The organism is Yokenella regensburgei, assembly GCF_003634235.1.
GTDB classification, from domain to species: Bacteria; Pseudomonadota; Gammaproteobacteria; order Enterobacterales; family Enterobacteriaceae; genus Yokenella; species Yokenella regensburgei.
In genome coordinates, this window is record NZ_RBIZ01000003.1 from 2,122,414 (window position 1) to 2,141,558 (window position 19,145).

The window sequence follows — 19,145 nt, forward strand, 5'->3', positions numbered from 1 at the left end:
TCCTTACTTAGTACAGAGAGTGGGTGTTGCTTTCAATGTCTTGCTTAGTGATACGACCGAACATCTTCCAGTAACACCAGGTGGTGTAGGCAAGAATAATCGGTACGAACACCGCAGCAACATAGGTCATCAGGTTCAGCGTCAGCTGGCTGGACGTTGCATCCCACATGGTCAGGCTCGCGTTCATCATCGTGCTTGAAGGCATCACGAACGGGAACATCGCGATACCAGCGGTCAGAATGATGCAGGCCAGAGTCAGCGAGGAGAACAGGAATGCCCACGCACCTTTATCTGCTTTAGTACACAGAATAGTCAGCAGCGGCAACACCACGCCCAGTGCAGGAATAGCCCACAGCGCCGGGATGTTGTTGAAGTTGGTCATCCAGGCACCCGCTTCACGCACCACTTCTTTGGTCAGCGGATTAGACGGCGCGGTATGATCCATCGCAGACTTGATCACATAACCATCGATACCGTAGTACACCCAGACGCCCGCCAGGGCGAAGCACACCAGGGTAACCAGTGCAGCAACCTGCGAGGTAGTACGAGTACGCAGGTGCAGTTCGCCCACGGTACGCATCTGCAGATAGGTCGCGCCCTGAGTCAGGATCATCGCCGCACTGACGATACCCGCCAGCAGGCCGAACGGGTTCAGCAGTTGGAAGAAGTTGCCGGTGTAGTACAGACGCATGTACTCGTCTACGTGGAACGGTACACCCTGCAGCAGGTTGCCGAAGGCCACGCCGATAACCAGCGGCGGCACAAAGCTACCTACGAAGATGCCCCAGTCCCACATGTTACGCCAGCGGGTGTCTTCAATCTTGGAACGGTAGTCGAAACCTACCGGACGGAAGAACAACGCGGCCAGCACCAGCACCATCGCCACATAGAAGCCGGAGAACGCAGCGGCGTAGACCATCGGCCAGGCAGCAAACAGCGCGCCGCCGGCGGTGATGAGCCACACCTGGTTACCGTCCCAGTGCGGAGCGATAGAGTTAATCATGATTCGACGCTCGGTGTCATTGCGACCGAGGAAACGGGTGAGCATGCCCACCCCCATGTCGAAGCCATCAGCGACCGCAAAACCAATCAGCAGAATACCGATCAGCAGCCACCAGATAAAACGCAATACTTCATAATCGATCATTTGACGACTCCTGTCTTAGCGTGCCGGCTGAGTAGTCGCAGTGGACTGCTCGTAGTGATAGCGACCGGTTTTCAGGCTGCTCGGGCCGAGGCGCGCGAACTTGAACATCAGGAACAGTTCAGCCACCAGGAACAGGGTATACAGACCGCAAATCAGCACCATTGAGAAGATGAGATCGCCTGCCGTCAGTGACGAGTTCGCCACCGCGGTAGGTAACACCTCACCAATCGCCCACGGCTGACGGCCGTACTCTGCAACAAACCAGCCTGATTCAATAGCAATCCACGGCAGCGGAATCGAGTACATCGCAACACGCAGCAGCCATTTTTTCTTACCAATGCCGTTACGAATCACCGTCCAGAAGGAGGCTGCGATAATCAACAGCATCAGCACACCACACGCCACCATGATACGGAAGGCGAAGTACAGCGGTGCAACACGCGGGATAGAGTCTTTTGTTGCCTGCTGGATTTGGGCTTCCGTCGCGTCAGAGACGTTCGGGGTATAGCGTTTCAGCAGCAGACCGTAACCCAGATCTTTCTTCACATGGTTGAACTGGTCACGCACCGCCTGATCGGTAGAGCCGGAACGCAGCTGCTCGAGCAGCGCATAGGCTTTCATACCGTTACGGATACGTTCTTCATGCTGCACCATCAGTTCTTTCAGGCCAGTAACCTGCTTGTCGACGGAGCGGGTAGCAATGATGCCCAGTGCATACGGGATCTGGATCTGGAAGTGGTTTTTCTGTGCATCCTGGTCAGGAATACCAAACAGCGTAAAGGATGCCGGAGCCGGTTGGGTTTCCCATTCCGCTTCGATAGCAGCCAGTTTGGTTTTCTGCACGTCACCCATTTCGTAACCGGATTCATCACCCAGTACGATAACGGAGAGGATTGCCGCCATGCCGAAGCTTGCAGCGATAGCAAAGGAGCGTTTTGCGAAGGCGAAGTCACGACCGCGCAGCATGTAGTAAGAGCTGATGCCCAGTACAAACATCGCGCCGCAGACGTAGCCAGAAGCCACGGTGTGAACGAATTTAACCTGAGCAACCGGGTTCAGAACCAGTTCAGCAAAGCTGACCATTTCCATACGCATGGTTTCGAAGTTGAAATCCGATGCGATAGGGTTCTGCATCCAGCCGTTTGCCACAAGGATCCACAACGCAGAAAGGTTGGAGCCCAGTGCAACCAGCCAGGTTACCGCCATGTGCTGGACTTTACCCAGACGGTCCCAACCGAAGAAGAACAGACCTACAAAGGTGGATTCGAGGAAGAAAGCCATCAAACCTTCAATGGCCAGCGGCGCACCGAAGATGTCCCCTACATAGTGAGAGTAGTAAGACCAGTTAGTCCCGAACTGGAACTCCATGGTCAAACCGGTGGCAACCCCCAGAGCAAAGTTGATACCAAACAACTTGCCCCAGAATTTTGTCATATCTTTATAAATCTGTTTGCCGGAAAGGACGTAGACCGTTTCCATGATGGCCAGCAGGAACGCCATACCGAGCGTTAGTGGCACAAACAGGAAGTGGTACATCGCGGTCAAGGCAAACTGTAAGCGCGACAGTTCGACTATATCTAACATCATGACTCCTTGCTCATCGCATGAAGACTCCGAGATTGAACCTCGTTAGAGAAGGTTCAAACACATGCCCCAATACAAATTTATTTGCTCCCCTGCCCCGTTGCTGTTTCGACATAAGAGGAAACGGCCATGAGCAAAAGTTACAAATACGTTAAGAAAAAACCCAAATTGATCCCTCGATTATATTACGCCGCAAAGTCCTTACAATAAACAGGTTTTTATTGTATTAGATTTACGTTTTTCGACAGTGATCAATTTATAGCTAAAATGCTACATTCCGACCAGTTTGATCTGCGACAATTTAACGCTATTGCTATGTTTTTTCCAAGGATTACATGTTGATTTAAATCAATTTTACATCACATTGTTAATTGTGTATGTGATTAATAAGTCATGGTAAATTTGATGTTAAAAACATGTTCATTGCGTGATATGCGTGGTTACTAATTAAGGTGAAAATAGTATCCCGCGTCATTTTTGTTTACCTGTTGCAGCCCTGAGAAATCGCGGTCACCGATCTAAATAATCGTAGTGCGTTCAGTGTAATTTTCCACATGCTTCACCGACAGCGCTGTTTATTACATTTAATTTACTTTAATAACCTTAAAAATTAACACACTGCGTATATTTCAGGCATAAAAAAGGCCGCTTTGCAGCGGCCAACCATGTCGAAATCGGACATATAAAGCTCCCCGCTCGGGGAGCAGAGAGGATTACCCAATGATGGATTTCAGTGCTTCGCCGATATCAGCGAGGCTACGGACGGTTTTCACACCGGCCGCTTCAAGTGCTGCGAATTTCTCATCAGCGGTACCTTTACCACCGGCGATGATGGCACCCGCGTGGCCCATACGCTTGCCTTTCGGCGCGGTAACACCAGCGATGTAGCCAACCACCGGTTTGGTCACGTGATCTTTGATGTAGGCTGCCGCTTCTTCTTCCGCGCTACCGCCAATCTCACCGATCATGACAATCGCTTCGGTCTGCGGATCTTCCTGGAACAGTTTCAGGATATCGATGAAGTTAGAGCCTGGGATCGGGTCACCGCCGATACCGACACAGGTAGACTGACCAAAGCCGTAGTCGGTGGTCTGTTTCACTGCTTCATAGGTCAGCGTACCGGAACGGGAAACGATACCCACTTTGCCCGGCTTATGAATGTGGCCCGGCATGATACCGATTTTGCACGCGCCCGGGGTGATAACGCCTGGGCAGTTCGGGCCGATCATGCGCACACCGGCTTCGTCCAGCTTCATTTTCACGGTCAGCATATCCAGCGTCGGGATACCTTCAGTGATCGTGATAATCAGTTTGATGCCCGCATCGATAGCTTCGAGGATGGAATCTTTGCAGAACGGAGCCGGAACATAGATAACGGTCGCAGTAGCGCCGGTGGTTTCTACGGCTTCACGCACGGTGTTGAACACCGGCAGGCCGAGATGCGTGGTGCCGCCTTTGCCTGGCGTTACACCGCCAACCATCTGAGTACCGTAAGCGATCGCCTGCTCGGAGTGGAACGTCCCCTGGCTACCAGTGAAGCCCTGGCAGATAACCTTGGTGTTTTTATCGATTAAAATGGACATTATTTCCCCTCCACTGCGGCAACTACCTGCTGAGCGGCATCCGTCAGACTTTTCGCTGCAATAATATTCAGGCCGCTGTCAGCCAGTTTTTTCGCACCCAGTTCGGCGTTGTTACCTTCCAGACGCACCACTACCGGCACGTTAACGCCCACTTCTTCTACTGCACCGATAATACCGTCTGCGATCAGGTCGCAGCGCACGATGCCGCCGAAGATGTTAACCAGAACGGCTTTCACATTGTCATCGGAGAGGATGATTTTGAACGCTTCGGTCACGCGCTCTTTGGTTGCGCCGCCGCCCACGTCGAGGAAGTTTGCCGGTTCGCCACCGTGCAGTTTAACGATGTCCATGGTGCCCATTGCCAGGCCCGCACCGTTAACCATGCAGCCGATGTTGCCGTCGAGCGCAACGTAGTTCAGTTCCCACTGCGCAGCCTGCGCTTCGCGCGGATCTTCCTGAGACTGGTCGCGCATTTCACGCAGTTCCGGCTGGCGGAACAGGGCGTTGCCGTCAGCACCCAGTTTGCCATCGAGGCAGATAAGGTCGCCCTGACGGGTGATCACCAGCGGGTTGATTTCGATCAGCGCCAGATCGCGCTCAAGGAAGATGTTCGCCAGACCCATGAAAATTTTGGTGAACTGCTGAACCTGCTTACCTTCCAGACCCAGTTTGAACGCCAGCTCACGACCCTGGTACGGCATCGGGCCAGTCAGCGGATCCAGAGCAACTTTGTGGATCAGGTGCGGCGTTTCTTCCGCCACTTTTTCGATTTCCACGCCACCTTCGGTAGACGCCATGAACACTACGCGACGAGAGCTACGGTCAACAACGGCGCCCAGGTACAGTTCTTTATCGATATCGGTCGCAGCTTCTACCAGGATCTGGTGAACCGGCTGGCCGTTCGCATCTGTCTGGTAGGTCACCAGGCGTTTGCCCAGCCAGTGCTCAGCAAAAGCACGGATCTCTTCTTTGCTCTTAACGACCTTCACACCGCCAGCTTTACCGCGGCCACCAGCGTGAACCTGACATTTAACAACCCATGGGCCGGTACCAATTTTAGACGCGGCTTCTTCAGCTTCGCGCGGGGTGGTACAAGCGTAGCCGACCGGAGCAGGTAAACCGTAGCGGGCAAACAGTTGTTTTGCCTGGTATTCATGTAAGTTCATGCGTTCTATCCACTTTTCAGATAATCGTTATCATTTTACCTCCAGGCCGCGGACGGCCTGGAGGACAGGTGATACAGAGAAACTACACGTCCAGCAGCAGACGAGTCGGGTCTTCCAGCAGCTCTTTAATGGCCACCAGGAAGCCTACGGACTCGCGGCCGTCGATCAGACGGTGATCGTAGGACAGCGCCAGATACATCATCGGCAGGATCACGACCTGACCATTCACCGCCATCGGTCGGTCTTTGATCGCGTGCATCCCGAGGATGGCGCTCTGCGGCGGGTTGATGATTGGGGTAGACATCAGGGAACCGAACACGCCGCCGTTGGTAATGGTGAAGTTACCACCGGTCAGGTCTTCTACAGTCAGTTTGCCGTCACGGCCTTTCACCGCCAGCTCTTTGATATTTTTCTCGATGTCGGCCATACCCAGCAGATCAACGTCACGCAGAACCGGGGTTACCAGGCCGCGCGGGGTAGATACCGCCATGCTGACATCGAAGTAGTTGTGGTACACCACATCGTCGCCATCGATAGAAGCGTTCACTTCCGGGTAGCGTTTCAGCGCTTCAACAACCGCTTTCACGTAGAAGGACATAAAGCCCAGACGGATACCGTGGCGTTTTTCGAACGCATCACCGTACTGCTTACGCAGGTCCATGATTGGCTTCATGTTGACTTCGTTGAAGGTGGTCAGCATCGCGGTGGAGTTTTTCGCTTCCAGCAGACGCTCAGCCACACGCTTACGCAGACGAGTCATCGGTACGCGTTTTTCAGAACGGCCAGTCAGCGGCGCAACCGGTGCAGCAGCAGCGGCCGGTGCTTTGCTTTCTTTCTTCGCAGGGGCGCTCGCCAGATGTTTTTCCACATCTTCACGCGTCAGACGGCCACCGACACCAGTGCCTTTAATCGCGCTGGCTTCGAGATTGTGCTCGCCGAGCAGGCGACGAATCGCCGGGCTCAGGGCATCGTTAGTCTGCTCTTCCAGAGAGGCCTGCTGGCGCTGTGCCGGCGTCGACTCTTTAGCATCCACTTTCGCACTGGAGGCTTTACCCGCGCTGTTACCTTCACGCAGGCGACCGAGGATCTGACGTGAAGTCACGGTGGTGCCTTCGTCTTCCAGAACCGCATCCAGAATACCGTCCGCCGACGCCGGTACTTCCAGTACCACTTTGTCAGTTTCGATTTCTACCAGCACTTCATCACGGGTTACCGCATCGCCCGGCTTTTTATGCCAGGTGGCAACAGTTGCATCGGCAACGGATTCAGGCAGGTCAGGAACAAGAATATCTACGCTACTCATTATTTATCCTTTAATTAATCGACGTTCAGCGCGTCATTAACCAGATCTTGTTGTTGCTTCTGGTGAACGGACATATACCCTACCGCCGGAGAGGCGGAGGCCGGACGACCTGCGTAACGCAGGGCAGATCCAAATGGGATGACTTCACGGAAATGATGCTGGCTGCAGTACCATGCGCCCTGGTTGAGCGGCTCTTCCTGGCACCAGACAAAATCATGTACGTGAGCATACGGTTTCAGCGCATCCTGTACCGCCTGGTGCGGGAACGGATACAGCTGTTCGATGCGCACAATGGCAACATCTTTCTGATCGTTTTTGCGACGCTGTTCCAGCAGGTCGTAGTACACCTTACCAGAGCACAGCACCACGCGTTTAACCGCCTGCGGATCCAAATCGTCAATCTCGCCGATTGCCGGTTCGAAGGTCCCGTTAGCCAGTTCATCAAGGGTAGACACCGCCAGCGGATGACGCAGCAGCGATTTCGGTGACATGACTACCAGCGGACGACGCATACCGCGCAGCGCCTGACGACGCAGCATGTGGTAAACCTGCGCCGGAGTCGATGGTACGCATACCTGCATGTTCTGCTCAGCGCAGAGCTGCAGATAACGTTCCAGACGCGCGGAGGAGTGCTCCGGACCCTGGCCTTCATAGCCGTGCGGCAGCAGCATCACCAGGCCACACATACGGCCCCATTTCTGCTCGCCGGAGCTGATGAACTGGTCGATAACCACCTGAGCACCGTTGGCGAAGTCACCAAACTGTGCTTCCCAGATAGTCAGGGTGCGCGGCTCAGCGGTAGCGTAGCCGTATTCGAACGCCAGTACCGCTTCTTCAGACAGTACGGAGTCCCAGACTTTAAATTCGCCCTGCCCGTTATGCACGTGGTGCAGCGGGGTGTAGGTAGAACCATTGGCCTGGTTATGGATAACCGCATGACGGTGGAAGAAAGTACCACGGCCGGAGTCTTCACCGGACAGACGGACGTCGACACCTTCATCAACCAGCGTTGCATACGCCAGGTTTTCTGCACCACCCCAGTCGAACAGCTTCTCGCCGGAGGCCATCAGTTGACGATCGCCGTAGATCTTCTCTACGCGAGACTGCATTTCGATGGTTTCCGGCACCGTGCTGATGCGCTTGGCCAGCTCCTGCAGACGCTTCATTTCAACTTTGTTCGGGTAGCTCTCATCCCACTCGTGGTTGAGGTACGGCGACCAGGTGATGGAGTGCAGGTTCATCTGACGCCACTCTTTCACCACACACTCGCCCGCATCCAGCGCGTCGCGGTAAAGATTGACCAGCTCGGTCGCATCTTCAAGCGTCGTCACTTTGTTCTGCTCCAGCTTGTCAGCATAGATCTTACGCGGCGTCGGGTGCTTTTTGATTTTCTGGTACATCAGCGGCTGGGTTGCGCTCGGCTCGTCGGCTTCGTTGTGGCCGTGACGGCGGTAGCACACCAGGTCGATGAAAACATCACGTTTAAAGGTGTTACGGAAGTCCAGCGCCAGGCGGGTCACAAACGCCACCGCTTCCGGGTCATCCGCGTTGACGTGGAAAATGGGCGCCATCACCATCTTACCGATATCGGTACAGTACGGCGTAGAGCGAGCATCCAGCGGATTAGAGGTGGTGAAGCCCACCTGGTTATTGATGACGATACGTACGGTACCGCCCACTTCATAACCACGCGCTTTCGACATGTTCAGGGTTTCCTGAACCACGCCCTGACCGGTTACCGCGGCATCACCATGAATCGTGATTGGCAGCACCATGTTGCTGGTCGGGTTGTCGAGTCTGTCCAGACGCGCACGTACGGAGCCGATAACCACCGGGCTCACGATCTCCAGATGCGACGGGTTGAACGCCAGCGCCAGGTGAACCAGGCCACCGTCGGTTTCGAAATCGGAAGAGAAGCCCATGTGGTACTTCACGTCACCGGTGCCGAGGTGCTCTTTATGTTTACCCGCGAATTCGTCGAACAGATCCTGCGGTTTTTTACCCAGCACGTTGATGAGCACGTTCAGACGACCACGGTGGGCCATCCCCAGTACCACTTCACGAGTGCCGCTGTTGCCCGCGTGACGAATCATCTCTTTGAGCATCGGTACCAGCGCATCGCCGCCTTCCAGCGAGAAACGCTTCGCGCCCGGGAATTTCGCGCCCAGATAACGCTCAAGGCCTTCCGCTGCGGTCAGTTCGCTCAGGAAGCGCTTTTTCTCGTCTGTGGTAAAGCTCGCCTGCCCCATCACCGATTCAATGCGCTGCTGGATCCAGCGTTTTTCTTCGGTAGAAGTAATGTGCATGTATTCCGCACCGATGGAGCCGCCGTAGGTTTGCTTGAGCGCAGCAATCAAATCGCCGAGCTTCATGGTGTCTTTGCCGATAGCAAAAGAGCCGACGTTAAAACTTTCCTGAAGATCAGCTTCGGTCAAATCGTGGAACGCAGGTTCCAGATCGGCCACGGTCTCCTGTTTCCACAGGCCAAGCGGATCGAGATTCGCTGCCTGATGCCCACGGAAACGCCAGGCGTTGATAAGCTGCAGGACTTTAACCTGCTTCGCATTGGTGTCAGGGTCGGAAATCGAGGAAGAGTAACGCGAGGCATCCTTCGCCAGACGACGGAAATAATCACGCGTGGTTGAATGGAATTGATCCGGTTTAACTCCGGTGCCAGGCAGTTGCTGGAACATCGAACGCCAGTTGGCGTCAACAGAGTCAGGGTCGGTTAAGAAGTCTTCATAGAGCTGTTCTATCCAGCTCTGGTTCGCACCAGAGAGGTAAGAAGAGTCCAGCCAGGCTTTCATTGCGCCGTTCTGCATCGTGATCCCTTAAGCATTTCATGCTTATTTCGCCGTAGAAACTACCACGCACACTCTGTGTACGTGCCGGGGTTCACCTGCGAGCTCTTCTCTATGTAGTGGCTCGCGAAGGAACCTTTAAAAACTGTCATTCAATGGGGCAGTTTTTAGAGGTTTCCTGTCTCTAATGCTGGTGGCTCTTGTAGGCCGGATAAGACGTTGACGTCGCATCCGGCATTTTGCCTGATGCGCTACGCTTATCAGGCCTACAGGCCACCACCGTTAAAACTACTTACGCACTGCGTTGCAACAGCATCGACTTAATATGGCCGATGGCGCGCGTCGGGTTCAGCCCTTTCGGACATACACTGACGCAGTTCATAATGCTATGGCAGCGGAATACGCTGAAAGCATCACTCAGTCCTTCCAGTCGGCTGTCGGTTTCGGTATCGCGGCTATCAATCAGGAAACGATACGCGGCGAGCAGGCCGGCCGGACCGATAAATTTGTCTGGATTCCACCAGAACGACGGGCAGGACGTTGAACAGCACGCACACAGAATACATTCATACAGGCCGTCCAGTTTTTCACGCTGCTCCGGTGATTGTAAATGCTCTCGTGCGGGTGGATTTTGTCCATTATTCAACAAGTAAGGCTTAATCTTCTCATATTGAGCATAGAATTGCCCCATGTCCACCACCAAATCGCGGACCACCGGCAGGCCCGGCAGTGGACGGATTACAATTTTCTTACCCGGCTGGTTCAGCGCCGAAATCGGCGTGATACATGCCAGGCCATTTTTACCGTTCATGTTCAGGCCATCAGAACCACACACGCCTTCACGGCATGAGCGGCGGAACGCGAGCGTTGGGTCTTTCTCTTTGAGCTGGATTAACGCATCCAGCAGCATCATGTCGCGCCCTTCTTCCGCTTCCAGGGTGTAATCCTGCATGCGCGGAGCATCGTCTACGTCCGGGTTATAGCGATAAACTGAAAATTCTAGTTTCATTGTCCTGTCTCCGCATTAGTAAGTACGAATTTTCGGCGGGAACGCCGGACGCAGTTTCGGTTCCATATTGACGCTACGACGCGTCATGGATTCCGACTCTGGCAGATACAGGGAATGGCACAGCCAGTTTTCGTCATCACGATCCGGGAAGTCGAAGCGGCTATGCGCGCCACGGCTTTCGGTACGGAAGTTGGCAGAAACAGCGGTGGCATACGCCGTTTCCATCAGGTTATCCAGCTCCAGACACTCAACGCGCTGGGTGTTGAACTCACTGGAAGTGTCATCAAGACGCGCATTTTTCAGGCGTTCGCGAATCGCTTTCAGCTGCTCAAGCCCTTTCGCCATCGCATCACCTTCACGGAATACCGAGAAGTTGTGCTGCATACACTCCTGCAGTGCTTTACGGATTTCTACCGGATCTTCGCCGTCACGATTGCCGTTCCAGCGGTTCAGACGCTCGAGAGAAGCATCGATTTCAGCTTCGGTTGCGTCCAGCAGGTCGCCCTGCTCGGCAATCGATTCCTGCAGATGCAGACCCACCGCACGACCAAACACCACCAGGTCAAGCAGAGAGTTACCACCCAGACGGTTGGCACCATGTACCGATACACAGGCAATTTCGCCGACGGCGAACAGGCCCGGGATAACCACGTCTTCGCCCTGCTCGTTCACGGTCAGCGCCTGGCCGGTTACTTTGGTCGGAATACCGCCCATCATGTAGTGGCAGGTCGGGATAACCGGAATTGGCTCTTTCACCGGGTCGACGTGCGCAAAGGTGCGAGACAGTTCGAGAATGCCCGGCAGACGGGATTCCAGCACTTCTTTGCCCAGATGGTCGAGTTTCAGTTTGGCATGCGGGCCCCACGGACCATCGCAACCACGACCTTCACGGATTTCGATCATGATGGAACGCGCCACCACGTCACGACCCGCCAGGTCTTTCGCATTCGGGGCATAACGCTCCATGAAGCGCTCGCCGTGTTTGTTCAGCAGGTAGCCACCTTCACCACGGCAGCCTTCTGTGACCAGAACGCCCGCACCGGCAATACCGGTTGGGTGGAACTGCCACATTTCCATATCCTGCACCGGCACGCCAGCGCGGATAGCCATACCGACACCGTCACCGGTGTTGATGTGGGCGTTGGTAGTCGACTGGTAGATACGACCGGCACCGCCGGTTGCCAGCACGGTCGCACGGGCTTTGAAGTACACCACTTCGCCGGTTTCAATACACAGCGCGGTACAACCCACCACGGCGCCATCGGCGTTTTTCACCAGATCCAGCGCATACCACTCAGAGAAAATAGTGGTGTGGTTTTTCAGGTTCTGCTGATACAGCGTGTGCAACAGGGCGTGGCCGGTACGGTCAGCCGCTGCCGCAGTACGTGCCGCCTGCTCGCCGCCGAAGTTTTTCGACTGGCCGCCAAACGGACGCTGATAGATAGTGCCATCTTCGAGGCGCGAGAACGGCAGACCCATGTGATCCAGCTCCAGAATCGCTTCCGGACCAGTTTTACACATATATTCGATGGCATCCTGATCGCCAATGTAGTCTGACCCCTTCACGGTGTCATACATGTGCCATTCCCAGTTATCTTCATGGGTATTACCGAGCGCTACGGTGATGCCACCCTGCGCGGATACGGTATGGGAACGGGTAGGGAAAACTTTGGAAAGCAGCGCACAGGTCTGGCCGCTTTGGGAGATTTGCAGCGCGGCACGCATACCCGCGCCACCGGCTCCAATCACAACAGCATCAAATTCTCTGACTGGCAGTTTCATTACACACCCCACACCACAACAAATCCATAAATGACGTAAACCACCAGCGCTACAACGATAGCCAGTTGCAGAACCAGACGAACAGCCAGTGGTTTAACGTAGTCGGTCAACACCTGCCACATGCCGATCCAGGCATGAATCAAGATGGAAAAGAGAGCCAGCAGGGTGAAGACTTTGGTGAAAGCGGAAGAGAAGAAACCCGTCCAGACTTCCCAGGTAAGCGTGCCGCTGGTCGCAAAGAACCCAATCATGTAGATGATGTAGAGGGTCAAGACGATTGCGGTAGCACGGACCAGGATGAAGTCATGTACGCCGTTGCGTCCTAGTGCTGAGGCGTTGCTTACCATACGAGGACTCCTGCGAGAAGTGAAAGCACGACAGTAATAACAAAAGAAATTTTGGCAGAGCGGATCCCAGATTCTAACGTCTCTTCCAGGTAACCGAAGTCCATCAGCAGATGGCGAACGCCGACAACGACGTGGTAGGCCAGTGCAGTGAGAATGCCCCACATGATGAACTTAACGAAGAAGCTGCTCATGATTGAGCTGGCGACGAGGAAACCTTCAGGGGAAGAGAGGCTGGTGCCCAGCAACCACAGCAGAATACCGACGGCCACAAAAGTGATCACACCGGAGACGCGATGGAGAATGGACGCTATCGCCGTTATTGGGAACCGGATCGTTGCGAGATCCAGATTGACAGGTCTTTGTTTTTTCACGTTTCTTATCATGAATAACGCCCACATGCTGTTCTTATTATCCTTCCTCCGGTCTGCGTGCGGGTCAAGCAGCGTCCTTTCTATAACTTAGCGTCATGTAAAAACGTCTCTTAAGGCGTAAGTACGACACAAAACAACGCTGGGTGGCTCGGGATTAGCAGGGTGTTCCGGAGACCTGGCGGCAGTATAGGACGTTCACAAAATCATTACAATTAACCTACATATAGTTTGTCGGGTTTTATGCGGAACAGTGATCGATATCACGATAACAACATTATTTTAAATTTTACTCAGCTGATTTGACAAATATTAAACATTATTGTTACAACCATCACTAGAAAAGTCATATAATGCGTAAAAGTTATGGGGACATACTCGCACCTGAAAATAAGTTATGTAACAGCGTGTCGGTATTGACCTCAGTAATCAGGACAGTTATTAGTGATAGACAGGTTTGAATAATACGGACTGCTAAGACCCTGATTTGCTGCTGTTTCGCTGTATAGAGATTCATTACCACTAAGCGCCCATTGCTCTGTACCCTGGTTACCCTCTGACGCAGAGCTGCGAGCCGAAAAAGAATCGGTAAGGTCGACATACAGTCTGAAAGCGAATCCGGCCCCGGCGGTCTTAAGCAATAAGGCGCTAAGGAGACTGTAATGGCTGATACAAAGGCAAAGCTCACTCTAAATGGTGACGCTGCTATCGAACTGGATGTGCTAAAGGGCACACTCGGCGAAGATGTTATTGATATCCGTACCCTCGGTTCCAAAGGGATGTTCACTTTCGACCCGGGTTTCACCTCTACCGCATCCTGCGAATCCAAGATCACCTTTATCGATGGTGACGAAGGCATCCTGCTGCATCGCGGTTTTCCTATCGACCAGTTAGCTACCGAGTCTAACTATCTCGAAGTGTGCTACATCCTGCTGAACGGTGAGAAACCGACTCAGGCCCAGTACGAAGAATTCAAAACCACCGTCACTCGTCACACCATGATCCATGAGCAGATCACCCGTCTGTTCCATGCGTTCCGTCGTGACTCTCACCCGATGGCGGTGATGTGCGGTATTACCGGCGCGCTGGCGGCGTTCTACCACGACTCTCTGGATGTGAATAACCCGCGTCACCGCGAGATTGCCGCATTCCGTCTGCTGTCTAAAATGCCAACCATGGCGGCGATGTGCTACAAGTATTCCATCGGTCAGCCGTTTGTTTATCCGCGCAACGATCTCTCCTACGCGGGTAACTTCCTGAACATGATGTTCTCTACGCCGTGCGAAGAGTATGTGGTGAACCCGGTTCTGGAACGTGCAATGGACCGCATCCTGATCCTGCACGCCGATCACGAACAGAACGCTTCCACCTCAACCGTGCGTACCGCCGGTTCTTCTGGTGCTAACCCGTTCGCCTGCATCGCGGCCGGTATTGCCTCCCTGTGGGGACCGGCTCACGGCGGCGCCAACGAAGCAGCACTGAAGATGCTGGAAGAAATCAGCTCCGTTGAGCACATTCCGGAATTCGTCCGTCGCGCGAAAGACAAGAACGACTCTTTCCGTCTGATGGGCTTTGGCCACCGCGTGTACAAAAACTACGACCCGCGCGCCACCGTAATGCGTGAAACCTGCCACGAAGTGCTGAAAGAGCTGGGTACCAAAGATGATCTGCTGGAAGTGGCGATGGAGCTGGAACACATCGCGCTGAACGACCCGTACTTCATCGAGAAGAAACTGTACCCGAACGTCGATTTCTACTCCGGTATCATTCTGAAAGCCATGGGCATTCCGTCTTCCATGTTCACCGTTATCTTCGCGATGGCGCGTACCGTGGGCTGGATTGCACACTGGAACGAAATGCATACCGAAGGCATGAAGATTGCTCGTCCGCGTCAGCTGTACACCGGCTACGACAAGCGTGAGTTCAAATCCGATCTGAAGAAGCGTTAATCCGCAAGATCTGACGGCTAACCCCTCCCCTTAGGGAGGGGTTAATTATTTCTGGCACTCCGGGCACCAGTAAAAGGGCCGGGATGACACTATCGTTTTCTCAATAACCCCCCCGCAGCGCTCACAGCGTTCTCCATCCCGATGAAACACCCTGAAGCGGAATAATGCCCCATGATGTTTATTGTCATCGACTTTGCCACGCGTCTGATATGAAAGACGTGGGATATCCAGCATCGCATGAGCCAGCACATCGAGCCTTCCTTCGCTGAGCTGCGACGCCTTGTGCTGTGGCGTGAGCTCTGCCTGCCAGAGGATCTCAACCCGCAGGTAGTTGCCGAGCCCTGCCAGGAACGCCTGGTCCAGCAGCAGACCACCAAACTGACGATGGCGAAACTTCGGCGACAGCAGGCGCGCTTTCACCTGCTCCACCGTCAGGCTCATATCGAGAACATCAGGCCCGACGCGCAGCAGGAACGGATGCACCGCCAGCTGCTCCGGGGTCAACATCTCAATATCGGAAGCGCTGTAGAGCAAAATCGCTTTGTTGGCGGTTTGTAACCGAACGCGCAGAACCCGCGTGGTCTGTGGCGTGTCTCCGGCATCCACTATTCGCCAGACGCCATAGAGCTGGTTGTGGCTGTAGAGCGTGAGTTGGTTAGAAAAATGGGTCAGCAGCGCTTTCCCCCGGGTTTCGAGCCGGGTAATACGCTTGCCGATAAGCTGTGATTCGAACGATTTTAACTGCGGAAAAGCAAACCAGACATCAGTCAATGGTTCGCCCTGGATAGCCGCCTCCAGGCTATCCGCCGCGCGACGGATCTCCGGGCCTTCAGGCATTGTTACATCCTTAGTGCTGCCTCATGCAGCAACGGTAATACCATTCTCAGCAAATGCCACCCGCAAACGACGGGCAAACGCCAGGGCATGCTCGCCGTCGCCATGCAGGCAAACGGTTTGCGCGTGCACAGGCGCCCAGCTACCGGTGATGCTCAGCACACGACCGTGCTGCACCATCTCCAGCGTTTGTGTGAGTGCCTTATCACTATCATCAATCAATGCCCCCGGCTGTGCGCGGGGGACCAGGCTGCCGTCCGCCTGATAGCCACGGTCGGCAAACACTTCTTCGTATGTCGCGAGGCCATAACGCTGCCCGGCAACAATCAGTTCACTCCCCGCAAGCCCTACCAGCCGCAGAGAAGGATCGAAATCATGCACCGCACGGGCAATGGCGTCAGCAAGTCGCGGAGTTTTCGCCGCCTGGTTGTACAGCATGCCGTGGGGTTTCACATGGCGCATGATACCGCCTTCCGCACGGGCAATCGCCGCCAGGGCGCCAATCTGGTACAGCGTTTGTGCGTACACCGTTTCCGGCGACAGATGCATTTCTGTACGACCAAAGTTTTCCCTATCCGGGAAGCTCGGGTGTGCCCCGATAGCCACGTCGTTTTTCAGCGCCTCACGCACACAAAAGCGCATGGTGTCGGCATCACCGGCATGAAAACCACAGGCGATATTGGCAGAGGAGACCAGCTGCAGCAGTTGCGCATCACTGGCCGCCCCTTCGCCAAGATCGGCGTTTAAATCAATCGTCTTCATCAAGTCGCCATGCCAGTTGTTCGAGGTAACGTTGCCGGTCGCTGCGCGCTTTCAACGCCTCTTCCAGCGAACAGGCCACAAAATGGATGGGCTGCCCGAGCGGAATTTGCGCCAGCTGGTAGAGATCGGCAGTAATAACGCAGGCAATGCGTGGGTATCCTCCGGTAGTCTGCGCATCGTTCATCAGCACAATCGGCTGGCCGTTGTGCGGCACCTGCACGACACCAGGCAGCAGACCGTGCGACAGCATTTCCCGCGAAGCCTCACGCACCAGCGGCTGTCCGCTCAGGCGGTAACCCATACGGTTACTCTGCGGGCTGAGCTGCCACGGCGAGCGCCAGAACGCGTCCTGAGAGGCTGTATCGAATTCCTGATACTCAGGTCCCGGCAGAGCTCGCAGCCAGTTACTGGTTGGCAGCTGCCTGACCCCTTTCGGCCTGCGGAAATCTCTTCTTGCCTGCCCCAGACCAAGCACGTCTCCGTCTACCAGTCTACGCCCTTCCATGCCACCGATCCCGACTTTCAGATCGGTGCTGCGCGACCCTAACACTCTCGGAACATCAATCCCTCCGGCAACGGCCAGATAACTGCGAATGCCGTAAAGCGGGCGCTTGAGCACCAGTTGCTGACCGGCACGGGCGAAGTGACGCCAGCCGCTCCAGACCGGTTCGCCGTCAAGGGTGGATTCGCAACCTGCGCCAGTCAGGGCAAACCAGCCATCCCGGGTAAATTCCACCGTCACCTGGCCCAGGGTCATTTCCAGACCCGCATCATCCGGGTGATTCCCTACCAGCAAATTGGCAGTGACTAATGAAAGGGTATCCAGCGCGCCGCAGTGGCTGACTCCTGACTGACGCAAACTAAAGCGTCCGGTATCCTGCACGGTGGTATACATTCCGGCACGGAGTATCTTCAGCATACGCCCTCCTTCTGCGGCACAAAGCGCACGCTGTCGCCCGGTCGCAGCAGCGCCGGTTCTGCCCGCTGCGCGTCAAACAGCGTCAACGGCGTGTGACCAATCAACTGCCAGCCTCCCGGCGTTGCCAGCGGGTAAATCCCGGTTTGCGCCCCGCCTATCCCCACCGTTCCTGCCGGAACCAGCAATCGTGGCTCCGCACGCCGGGGAGTCGCCAGCGCCTCAGCCATGCCGCCAAGATAGGCAAATCCAGGCTGAAAACCGATAAACCACACCACGTAATCCTGAGCAGCATGCAGCTCCACTACCTGCTTTTCGCTAAGCTCAGCATGGCGCGCCACATGGGCGAGATCTGGCCCACCGCTGCCGCCATAGGTCACCGGGATCTCGATAAGCCGGGACTCCGGCTCCAGCGCGTCGCTCTCCTCCCACCAGCGCTGCAGCTGCTCTATTACATCCAGCGCCAGGTTCTGCGGGTTGCGCAGAACAACGGTAATGTTATTCATGCCGGGGATGGCTTCCAGCACTTCGGGGACGGTCGCCAGCCGCTGCGTCAGTCGCCAGATCCGTTTTTGCGTGGCAAGGGTGACCGGCGGTTCCAGCTCCAGCACTACCGCCGTTTCTCCCAGAAGATAACAACGCGCTCGCTGCACTTTTCTTCTCCGTCAGGCTGGGTTTGGAATATCAACAAAGGTGACATCGAGGTCGGTCGTTTCATTCAACCATTCGCTGAGCGCGCGAATGCCGCCCCGCTCGGTCGCGTGATGTCCCGCCGCATAAAAATGCAAACCTTGCTCACGCGCCGAATGAATCGTTTGTTCAGAAACTTCGCCGGTAATGAAAGCATCGACGCCGAAGCTGGCGGCGCTGTCGATGAAACTTTGTCCACCACCGGTGCACCAGGCAACGCGTGAAACACGGTCCGGGCCAGTATCACCACACCACAGCGGTTTGCGCCCCAGACGCGCTTCAAGCCAGGAAGCCAGCTCCACGCCGGAAACCGGCATCGACAGCTCCCCCCACGGCACCAGTGGTTCGATTTCACCTTTCACATTAATGCCGAGTAGCGCCGCCAGCTGGACGTTATTGCCAAGCTCAGGATGCGCATCCAGCGGCAGGTGCCAGCCGTAGAGGTTTATGTCGTTTTCCAGCAGCGCTTTCAGGCGGCGGCGCTTCATGCCACGAATGACCGGAGACTCCCCTTTCCAGAAGTAGCCGTGGTGAACAATTACCGCATCGGCCTGTTGGCGCACCGCTTCGTCGATAAGCGCCTGGCTTGCCGTCACGCCGGTGACAATTTTTTGTACCGTCTCGCGCCCCTCGACCTGCAGGCCGTTGGGTGCGTAATCGCTGAACGCCCCGCTGTTGAGTTTTTCATTAATCAGTTGTTCCAGTTCGCTATTTTTCATGACTACTCCTCTTTGGCGGCAGGTACAGAGAATAACATAGCGTATCCTCCCTTCCCCATCAGCAAAAACGCCGCAAAATGATTACCCCACCCTGGTGCAATAATGTATATTTATTCACTCAGGCAGCATATTATCAATGATGTGTTGCTTAAGACCTCACGATAAGATTAAAAAAACAACAAAAT

The 19,145-nt window shown here is 54.9% G+C and carries 17 protein-coding genes; 2 read left to right on the top strand and 15 right to left on the bottom strand.

What is annotated here, in order from left to right:
- Positions 1–7: 7 nt before the first annotated feature.
- The 10 genes from cydB to sdhC form a co-directional block, all read right to left on the bottom strand.
- A complete protein-coding gene (gene cydB / locus C7387_RS10410; protein ID WP_006819077.1) occupies positions 8–1,147 on the bottom strand; it encodes a cytochrome d ubiquinol oxidase subunit II in 1,140 nt (379 codons plus the stop codon).
- 15 nt (positions 1,148–1,162) lie between these two features.
- Positions 1,163–2,731: a cytochrome ubiquinol oxidase subunit I gene (cydA, locus tag C7387_RS10415; protein ID WP_038254818.1), complete on the bottom strand. Its 1,569-nt coding sequence runs from the start codon at positions 2,729–2,731 to the stop codon at positions 1,163–1,165.
- Positions 2,732–3,444: 713 nt separating this feature from the next.
- Positions 3,445–4,314: a succinate--CoA ligase subunit alpha gene (gene sucD / locus C7387_RS10420; protein WP_006819075.1), complete on the bottom strand. Its 870-nt coding sequence runs from the start codon at positions 4,312–4,314 to the stop codon at positions 3,445–3,447.
- Complete coding sequence (sucC, locus tag C7387_RS10425) at positions 4,314–5,480, bottom strand: ADP-forming succinate--CoA ligase subunit beta (RefSeq protein WP_006819074.1); 1,167 nt, start codon at positions 5,478–5,480, stop codon at positions 4,314–4,316. Before sucC ends, sucD begins: the two co-directional genes overlap by 1 nt.
- 82 nt (positions 5,481–5,562) lie before the next feature.
- Positions 5,563–6,783, bottom strand: a complete 1,221-nt coding sequence (odhB, locus tag C7387_RS10430; protein WP_120816627.1) for a 2-oxoglutarate dehydrogenase complex dihydrolipoyllysine-residue succinyltransferase — start codon at positions 6,781–6,783, stop codon at positions 5,563–5,565.
- A gap of 14 nt (positions 6,784–6,797) precedes the next feature.
- Positions 6,798–9,605 carry a 2-oxoglutarate dehydrogenase E1 component gene (gene sucA, locus C7387_RS10435; protein ID WP_006819072.1) on the bottom strand — a complete coding sequence of 936 codons (2,808 nt, stop codon included), beginning with the start codon at positions 9,603–9,605 and terminating at the stop codon, positions 6,798–6,800.
- Between the two features lie 271 nt (positions 9,606–9,876).
- A complete protein-coding gene (gene sdhB, locus C7387_RS10440) occupies positions 9,877–10,593 on the bottom strand; it encodes a succinate dehydrogenase iron-sulfur subunit SdhB (protein WP_006819071.1) in 717 nt (238 codons plus the stop codon).
- Positions 10,594–10,608: 15 nt separating this feature from the next.
- The gene (gene sdhA / locus C7387_RS10445; protein ID WP_006819070.1) at positions 10,609–12,375 is read right to left on the bottom strand and encodes a succinate dehydrogenase flavoprotein subunit; all 1,767 of its coding nucleotides are present in this window, start codon (positions 12,373–12,375) and stop codon (positions 10,609–10,611) included.
- Positions 12,375–12,722, bottom strand: a complete 348-nt coding sequence (gene sdhD, locus C7387_RS10450; protein WP_006819069.1) for a succinate dehydrogenase membrane anchor subunit — start codon at positions 12,720–12,722, stop codon at positions 12,375–12,377. Before sdhD ends, sdhA begins: the two co-directional genes overlap by 1 nt.
- Positions 12,716–13,120 carry a succinate dehydrogenase cytochrome b556 subunit gene (sdhC, locus tag C7387_RS10455; protein WP_006819068.1) on the bottom strand — a complete coding sequence of 135 codons (405 nt, stop codon included), beginning with the start codon at positions 13,118–13,120 and terminating at the stop codon, positions 12,716–12,718. The genes sdhD and sdhC overlap by 7 nt, the downstream gene beginning before the upstream one ends.
- Before the next feature lie 323 nt (positions 13,121–13,443).
- Between sdhC and C7387_RS23375 the strand changes: the two genes are divergently transcribed.
- Both C7387_RS23375 and C7387_RS10460 read left to right on the top strand, forming a co-directional pair.
- Positions 13,444–13,551: a hypothetical protein gene (locus C7387_RS23375; RefSeq protein WP_420378122.1), complete on the top strand. Its 108-nt coding sequence runs from the start codon at positions 13,444–13,446 to the stop codon at positions 13,549–13,551.
- A 201-nt stretch (positions 13,552–13,752) separates the two neighbouring features.
- The gene (locus tag C7387_RS10460) at positions 13,753–15,039 is read left to right on the top strand and encodes a citrate synthase (protein ID WP_006819067.1); all 1,287 of its coding nucleotides are present in this window, start codon (positions 13,753–13,755) and stop codon (positions 15,037–15,039) included.
- A gap of 45 nt (positions 15,040–15,084) precedes the next feature.
- Here C7387_RS10460 and nei read toward each other — a convergent pair whose 3' ends face one another.
- From nei to C7387_RS10485, 5 genes are read right to left on the bottom strand one after another with little or no spacing between them, the layout of a single operon-like run.
- Complete coding sequence (nei, locus tag C7387_RS10465; protein ID WP_120816628.1) at positions 15,085–15,876, bottom strand: endonuclease VIII; 792 nt, start codon at positions 15,874–15,876, stop codon at positions 15,085–15,087.
- 21 nt (positions 15,877–15,897) lie between these two features.
- Positions 15,898–16,635 (bottom strand): 5-oxoprolinase subunit PxpA, encoded by a 738-nt coding sequence (gene pxpA / locus C7387_RS10470; RefSeq protein WP_120816629.1) that lies wholly within the window; start codon positions 16,633–16,635, stop codon positions 15,898–15,900.
- A complete protein-coding gene (gene pxpC / locus C7387_RS10475; protein WP_120816630.1) occupies positions 16,622–17,554 on the bottom strand; it encodes a 5-oxoprolinase subunit PxpC in 933 nt (310 codons plus the stop codon). The genes pxpA and pxpC overlap by 14 nt, the downstream gene beginning before the upstream one ends.
- Positions 17,548–18,204 carry a 5-oxoprolinase subunit PxpB gene (gene pxpB, locus C7387_RS10480; RefSeq protein WP_006819063.1) on the bottom strand — a complete coding sequence of 219 codons (657 nt, stop codon included), beginning with the start codon at positions 18,202–18,204 and terminating at the stop codon, positions 17,548–17,550. The genes pxpC and pxpB overlap by 7 nt, the downstream gene beginning before the upstream one ends.
- Positions 18,205–18,216: 12 nt before the next feature.
- The gene (locus C7387_RS10485; RefSeq protein ID WP_006819062.1) at positions 18,217–18,960 is read right to left on the bottom strand and encodes a type 2 GTP cyclohydrolase I; all 744 of its coding nucleotides are present in this window, start codon (positions 18,958–18,960) and stop codon (positions 18,217–18,219) included.
- Between the last annotated feature and the right edge of the window lie 185 nt (positions 18,961–19,145).

What these genes read in the sequence shown, in the direction of transcription:
- cydA (WP_038254818.1), bottom strand. Translation starts at nt 2,731, where the DNA reads ATGTTAGATATAGTCGAACTGTCGCGCTTACAGTTTGCCTTGACCGCG.
- sdhD (WP_006819069.1), bottom strand. Translation starts at nt 12,722, where the DNA reads ATGGTAAGCAACGCCTCAGCACTAGGACGCAACGGCGTACATGACTTC.
- sucA (WP_006819072.1), bottom strand. Translation starts at nt 9,605, where the DNA reads ATGCAGAACGGCGCAATGAAAGCCTGGCTGGACTCTTCTTACCTCTCT.
- sdhA (WP_006819070.1), bottom strand. Translation starts at nt 12,375, where the DNA reads ATGAAACTGCCAGTCAGAGAATTTGATGCTGTTGTGATTGGAGCCGGT.
- pxpA (WP_120816629.1), bottom strand. Translation starts at nt 16,635, where the DNA reads ATGAAGACGATTGATTTAAACGCCGATCTTGGCGAAGGGGCGGCCAGT.
- C7387_RS23375 (WP_420378122.1), top strand. Translation starts at nt 13,444, where the DNA reads ATGCGTAAAAGTTATGGGGACATACTCGCACCTGAAAATAAGTTATGT.
- odhB (WP_120816627.1), bottom strand. Translation starts at nt 6,783, where the DNA reads ATGAGTAGCGTAGATATTCTTGTTCCTGACCTGCCTGAATCCGTTGCC.
- C7387_RS10485 (WP_006819062.1), bottom strand. Translation starts at nt 18,960, where the DNA reads ATGAAAAATAGCGAACTGGAACAACTGATTAATGAAAAACTCAACAGC.
- sdhC (WP_006819068.1), bottom strand. Translation starts at nt 13,120, where the DNA reads ATGTGGGCGTTATTCATGATAAGAAACGTGAAAAAACAAAGACCTGTC.
- pxpC (WP_120816630.1), bottom strand. Translation starts at nt 17,554, where the DNA reads ATGCTGAAGATACTCCGTGCCGGAATGTATACCACCGTGCAGGATACC.
- C7387_RS10460 (WP_006819067.1), top strand. Translation starts at nt 13,753, where the DNA reads ATGGCTGATACAAAGGCAAAGCTCACTCTAAATGGTGACGCTGCTATC.
- sdhB (WP_006819071.1), bottom strand. Translation starts at nt 10,593, where the DNA reads ATGAAACTAGAATTTTCAGTTTATCGCTATAACCCGGACGTAGACGAT.
- sucC (WP_006819074.1), bottom strand. Translation starts at nt 5,480, where the DNA reads ATGAACTTACATGAATACCAGGCAAAACAACTGTTTGCCCGCTACGGT.
- cydB (WP_006819077.1), bottom strand. Translation starts at nt 1,147, where the DNA reads ATGATCGATTATGAAGTATTGCGTTTTATCTGGTGGCTGCTGATCGGT.
- nei (WP_120816628.1), bottom strand. Translation starts at nt 15,876, where the DNA reads ATGCCTGAAGGCCCGGAGATCCGTCGCGCGGCGGATAGCCTGGAGGCG.
- sucD (WP_006819075.1), bottom strand. Translation starts at nt 4,314, where the DNA reads ATGTCCATTTTAATCGATAAAAACACCAAGGTTATCTGCCAGGGCTTC.